This is a genomic window from Spirulina sp. 06S082 (assembly GCF_034932145.1).
Taxonomy (GTDB): domain Bacteria; phylum Cyanobacteriota; class Cyanobacteriia; order Cyanobacteriales; family Spirulinaceae; genus CCY15215.
This window is the reverse complement of record NZ_JAYGHV010000213.1, coordinates 1-4,863: the sequence shown is the minus strand read 5'-3', so window position 1 is coordinate 4,863 and position 4,863 is coordinate 1. Positions and strand designations below refer to the sequence as shown.

5 protein-coding genes and 1 pseudogene are annotated in these 4,863 nt (G+C 43.6%); 3 read left to right on the top strand and 3 right to left on the bottom strand.

Going from position 1 to position 4,863, the window contains the following annotated elements; all coding sequences use genetic code 11:
- Positions 1-151: glucosylglycerol 3-phosphatase (locus VB714_RS14480; protein ID WP_323225316.1), on the bottom strand; the 151-nt coding region annotated here is incomplete at its 3' end.
- Between the two features lie 141 nt (positions 152-292).
- On the opposite strand from VB714_RS14480, the gene VB714_RS14475 reads away from it, so the two are divergent.
- Positions 293-1,402, top strand: coding sequence for a DegT/DnrJ/EryC1/StrS family aminotransferase (locus VB714_RS14475; protein WP_323225315.1), 1,110 nt, complete (start codon positions 293-295; stop codon positions 1,400-1,402).
- 85 nt (positions 1,403-1,487) lie between these two features.
- Entirely contained in the window at positions 1,488-1,775 is a 288-nt protein-coding gene (locus tag VB714_RS14470) for a hypothetical protein (protein WP_323225314.1), read from the top strand.
- Between the two features lie 45 nt (positions 1,776-1,820).
- Here the strand turns inward: VB714_RS14470 and VB714_RS14465 are convergent, their stop codons facing one another.
- Both VB714_RS14465 and VB714_RS14460 read right to left on the bottom strand, forming a co-directional pair.
- On the bottom strand, positions 1,821-3,320 hold the full coding sequence (locus VB714_RS14465) for a protoporphyrinogen/coproporphyrinogen oxidase (protein ID WP_323225313.1): 1,500 nt from the start codon (positions 3,318-3,320) through the stop codon (positions 1,821-1,823).
- A 173-nt stretch (positions 3,321-3,493) separates the two neighbouring features.
- Complete coding sequence (locus tag VB714_RS14460) at positions 3,494-4,255, bottom strand: DUF561 domain-containing protein (protein WP_323225311.1); 762 nt, start codon at positions 4,253-4,255, stop codon at positions 3,494-3,496.
- Between the two features lie 439 nt (positions 4,256-4,694).
- Between VB714_RS14460 and VB714_RS27460 the strand changes: the two are divergent.
- Positions 4,695-4,863 (top strand): annotated as a pseudogene (locus VB714_RS27460) (serine/threonine protein kinase); the annotation flags it as partial.

Genomic DNA, 4,863 nt, shown 5'->3' with positions numbered 1-4,863 from the left:
TGATAACCCGCGTCAGAGGATCTTTGACCAAACCCATGCAAACACCATCTAAATCCTGAATAATCAACAAATTCTTAGTTTGGGTTAAAACTTGCGCTAGTTCATCATGTTTTAAAGAAAAAGAAGATTGACTTAAGGTCGCAGAAAGCATGATAAAAATGGTTAACTCATTTGGATAATATCTGAGCAAACTATATCATGTCCAAGAATCCAGAATTTGTCCTGTCCTCTCACCCAATGACAAAATGGCCATTTTTTGATTTGATAGGAAAAATTTTTAGGTGTTGTGCGAGTGAACAATATTCCACCCCTCGATCTGACCAGACAGTACCAGCAGATCGCCCAAGAAGTTGATGCTGTCGTCCTGGAAATCCTGCGATCGGGGCGTTATATCGGCGGACAGTCTGTCACGGACTTTGAGGCTGCATTTGGCGGCTATATCGGGACGCGGGAATGCGTGGGCTGTAATTCCGGCACAGATGCGCTTTATTTGGCACTCCGCGCCCTTAATATTGGTGAAGGAGATGAGGTTATTACCACTCCCTTGACTTTTATCGCGACGGCGGAAACTATTTCGGAAGTAAAGGCGACTCCCGTTTTTGTCGATATCGATCGCGCGACCTATAACCTCGATCGCGATCGCCTAGAGGCCGCCATTACGCCGAAAACAAAAGCCATTATCCCCGTCCATTTATTTGGTCGTCCTGTGGAAATGACGGGGTTGATGGAAATTGCCCAAAAACATAATTTATCGGTCATTGAAGACTGCGCCCAAGCAACGGGGGCAGAATGGGCGGGTAAGAAGGTCGGTAATATCGGTCACATTGGCTGTTTTAGCTTCTTTCCCACGAAGAATTTAGGGGCGTGTGGGGATGGGGGTGCCGTTACTACCAACAACCCAGAAATTGCCGCGATCGTGCGGATGCTGAAAGAACATGGACAAAAAAGGCGCTATATTCACGATGCGATCGGGGTGAATAGTCGTTTGGATGCCCTACAAGCTGCGATTTTAACGATTAAATTGCGCTATCTCGACGAGTGGAATGAAAGGCGATCGCAGGTTGCTAAACGCTATCAAGAATGCCTAACATCTCTTTCGCAAATTGCCCTCCCGTCAGCCCCAGAAACGGGGAAAGCAGTCTGGAATCAATTCACGATTCGTATTTTATCGACAAAGCGGGATGAGGTGCGCGATCGCTTACAAGAAAAAGGCATTAGTTCCATGATTTATTATCCGCTTCCTCTCCATTTACAACCCGTTTATCAGCATCTAAATTATCAGGTAGGACAATTCCCCAACGCCGAACAAGTTTCCCGTGAAGTGCTTTCTTTGCCAATGTTTCCCGAACTCTCTGAGGAAGAACAAGATCGGGTTATTTACGGATTAAAAGATTGTTTTTAAAATGGCCTTATAATTAAGGATAGTAGAATTATTTCTCGGGCAATTTTACAGAACAATCCCAGAAAAATTTATTGGAGAAAAACCCATGACCCCAGAACAAGAACAAAAACTAATTACCACGGTAGAACGTCTGGATGCCACAGTAGAACGTCTGGATGCTACAGTAGCACGGCTGGATACCAAGGTAGAACGGCTAGATACTGCAGTAGCACGGCTAGATACTATAGTAGAAAAGTTGGTGACAGATGTAGAGAAATTTAATGATCGCTTTAGTGATTATCAACAAGCTATGCAATGGGTTGTACAGTTAGCATTCAGTCTCATTGCTGCGGCGACAATTACGATTATTGCCTCGAAGGTTTTGGGGAGATAGAATATTCCGGAGAATATTCTACGCTGCAATTTAACCCTCTCACAATTAGTTTTCTGTGATATATTCATTGACACTTTCTGCGGCTTGAAATCCACTCGCGATCGCCCCATCTAAGGTAGCATAGACTAAATAATCTCCCGCTAGAAAAAGAGGAGAGTTTTGCAACATTTTATCCGTATAAAGCACTTCCAGAATGTTAGTATAATTGCGACTAAAAGCAGGAAACGCATAGGGAAAACGTTGAATATCCTGCCCTAAAACTTGACTGCGAATATTGGGATAATATTTTTCTAAATCTTTGAGGACGCGATCGACAATTTCCACATCGGACATTTTTAACAAGGAACGATCTTTGGCATCTTTCGCCGCAATATAAACCCCTAAAACTGCTTTACCGTTATAAGAAATATCAACTTGCGTGCGAATGGCATCGTAAAGAGTGACAAAGAAATCATCTAAACAGGATAGCGTCCATGCGTCCTTCCAAAGGCGATCGCGCAAGAATAAATTAACTGTCACATATTCTGCATATTGAATAGATTTTAGCGCATTTTTTACCTTGTTGGAAAAACCCTGGGTGACAAGGCGATCGCTAATAGGTGCAGGAGTAGATAAAATCACTGTTTTAGCTTTCACGAGAACTTCTTTTCCTTCTCGTTCATAACTAACAGTAACTTCTTCCTCTTCATTAACTTCAACTTGATTAACTTTTGCCCCTGTTACCACATTTTTAGCCAATCTTTGAGCCAAGACTTCGACTAATTCGTAAATGCCTCGAGAAAAAGTATAAACTTCACTCTCATTGGCTTCTTCGGGATCGGGTAAATTATAAGCCATTTCAGGAATATTAAACAGCAAAGAAAGTTCATTATTGGCTGCACCAAATAAACCCCGATTTTCAATGTCGATATATTGCTGAATAACCGGATCGATATCAAGTTGTTTTAACCATTCTGCCATCGTTTGCCCATCATATCCCGCAAACTGTTTGAGAGGAGTAACATTGCGATCGCCTAACCCAGAAAAGAGATCGTCTTCAATGCGATCGTTTAATTTCGATAATTCCTCCTCTAAGCGCCAATAATCTTCTTGAGTCTCCTCGTCAATAAAATCGAGAATATTTTTGCCATGATGAATGCTTCCTTGATAGGCGATCGCATCAGTAGGAGGAGGCATTTTAATCGCTTTGAGTCCCAATTGTGAAAATAATTGTGCGGATTCTCCTTCCGGTTCTCCAATATATTCAGTACCTTTAGGATAGTGAAATCCTTCCCATTCTCCCGAGACAATTCGCCCTCCCAAAGATGTTTCTTTTTCCAACACTAAAATATTCTTTTCCTTAAGAAGAAAAGCCGCCGTTAGTCCGCTAATCCCCCCGCCAATAATAACAGTATCATATAGATTTGTTTCGCTCTCATTTTTGCCGGGTTCTGCGGATAGCTGGGAACAACTTCCCATGCCCAGACTGCCAGATAAGCCCAATAATAAATACAAGAGATTGCGTCGTTTTATGCCAAAAGAGGAAGAGATTCTTTTATTGTTCATGAGAGAATTTTAGTAAAAGGGAAGAAACATTATTTTAGTTTAGGCGATCGCCTAAATATTTTAAGGAAATCAAACCTTTTTCTCGCGATCAAAAAAAAATCCCGCATTCTAACACAAAAACGCAGGAAAGTCAACTTTATTTTACAATTCTTAACGAATATATTGATACCGTATTAGACGATCGCCTCAACCATGCGAACCGTCGCCAACGCCTCAACCAAACGACGTACAGCAGCCACCATTGCCACCTCACTGTTTAATTGATTAATTGCGGAACCGACCCCCACACCAGAAGCCCCCGCCGCGATCGCCATTGGCACCGTCACATCAGATAAACCCGAAGCGCACAAAACCGGCACCGAAACCACTTGCGAAATTTCTCGCGCCGCCGCTAAAGTAGGAGCAGCCTTTTCAATTAACCCTAAAGTTCCCGGATGTTGGGGTGTAGCACTGGTTCCCCCTTCAGTTTGGATGATATCCGCCCCCTCAGCCACCAACGCCTCAGCCAAGGCCACCTGACGATCCAAAGTTAAAATATGGGGTACCGTCACCGAAAGCGTTACCTCCGGCAGTAAAGCGCGAGTTTGCCTGGTTAATGCCAAAACTTCCTCCGCCTCAAAGCGTCGCCCCACCGCGTAAAAACTATCAAAATTGCCGATTTCAATCAGATCGGCACCCGCCGCGATCGCCATCGCTAACTTGTCTGGTTCCACCGCCGAAACGCAGATCGGTAAATCCGTCAGTTGACGTGCCATGCGTACCAACTCCGCATCCGCCGCAATATCGACAAACGTTGCACCGCCCGCCGTTGCAGCCTTCACCGTCGCCGCCACGCGATCGCGATCGAAATTATTTAAGCCACTAATGACTTTGAGAACATTTTTACGCACAAATGCCTGTTGCAATTGAGAATTCATACTTTTAGAAGAGATCATTATTATTAGCCGATGAGTAAATCAACCCACTCGGTTACTCAAAATTAGGACTTACGCATTAGCGGGCAGGATGCCCGCACCATAACGATAGAATACAGTAGTGGGAACGTCTCGCTCCCTAGCTGCGTAAATCCTAAAAATAATTTTACAGAATATCGGGTTTCCCAATGCTTCGTACTCCCGAAGTTTGTCCTTCTATAACCCCTCTATACATATCTATGACCTAAATCACAAGAGCTTTTTGGCGACATTAGAGTCATTATTGATTACAATACAATGTGAGGGGTCATTCCCCCAACTTGTCACCTTTGGAAACAAAGAGGGGGGGCGTGTAGAAAGATCGTAAACCCGATCGCCCTTTTCCGAATTGTATTTTTCCTCAGATCGCGATCGCGCCTAGAAACTAAGATTCCACTTTTCTCCCACCGATGCAAGTCTTATGTCCTTTCCACCTGCTAATCTCTCTCAATTTCATAACGATATTTTTTCTAAAACACAACTCGGGCAACTCTGTGGAACCGAGGAATTGTTTCGCGATCGCTATTTAATCTTAAGGATGTTGGGACGAGGAGGCTTTGGAGTCACCTTTTTAGCGCGAGATATGTCAT

Coding starts and splice junctions, on each gene's coding strand:
- VB714_RS14465 (WP_323225313.1), bottom strand. CDS start 3,320: ATGAACAATAAAAGAATCTCTTCCTCTTTTGGCATAAAACGACGCAAT.
- VB714_RS14460 (WP_323225311.1), bottom strand. CDS start 4,255: ATGATCTCTTCTAAAAGTATGAATTCTCAATTGCAACAGGCATTTGTG.
- VB714_RS14470 (WP_323225314.1), top strand. CDS start 1,488: ATGACCCCAGAACAAGAACAAAAACTAATTACCACGGTAGAACGTCTG.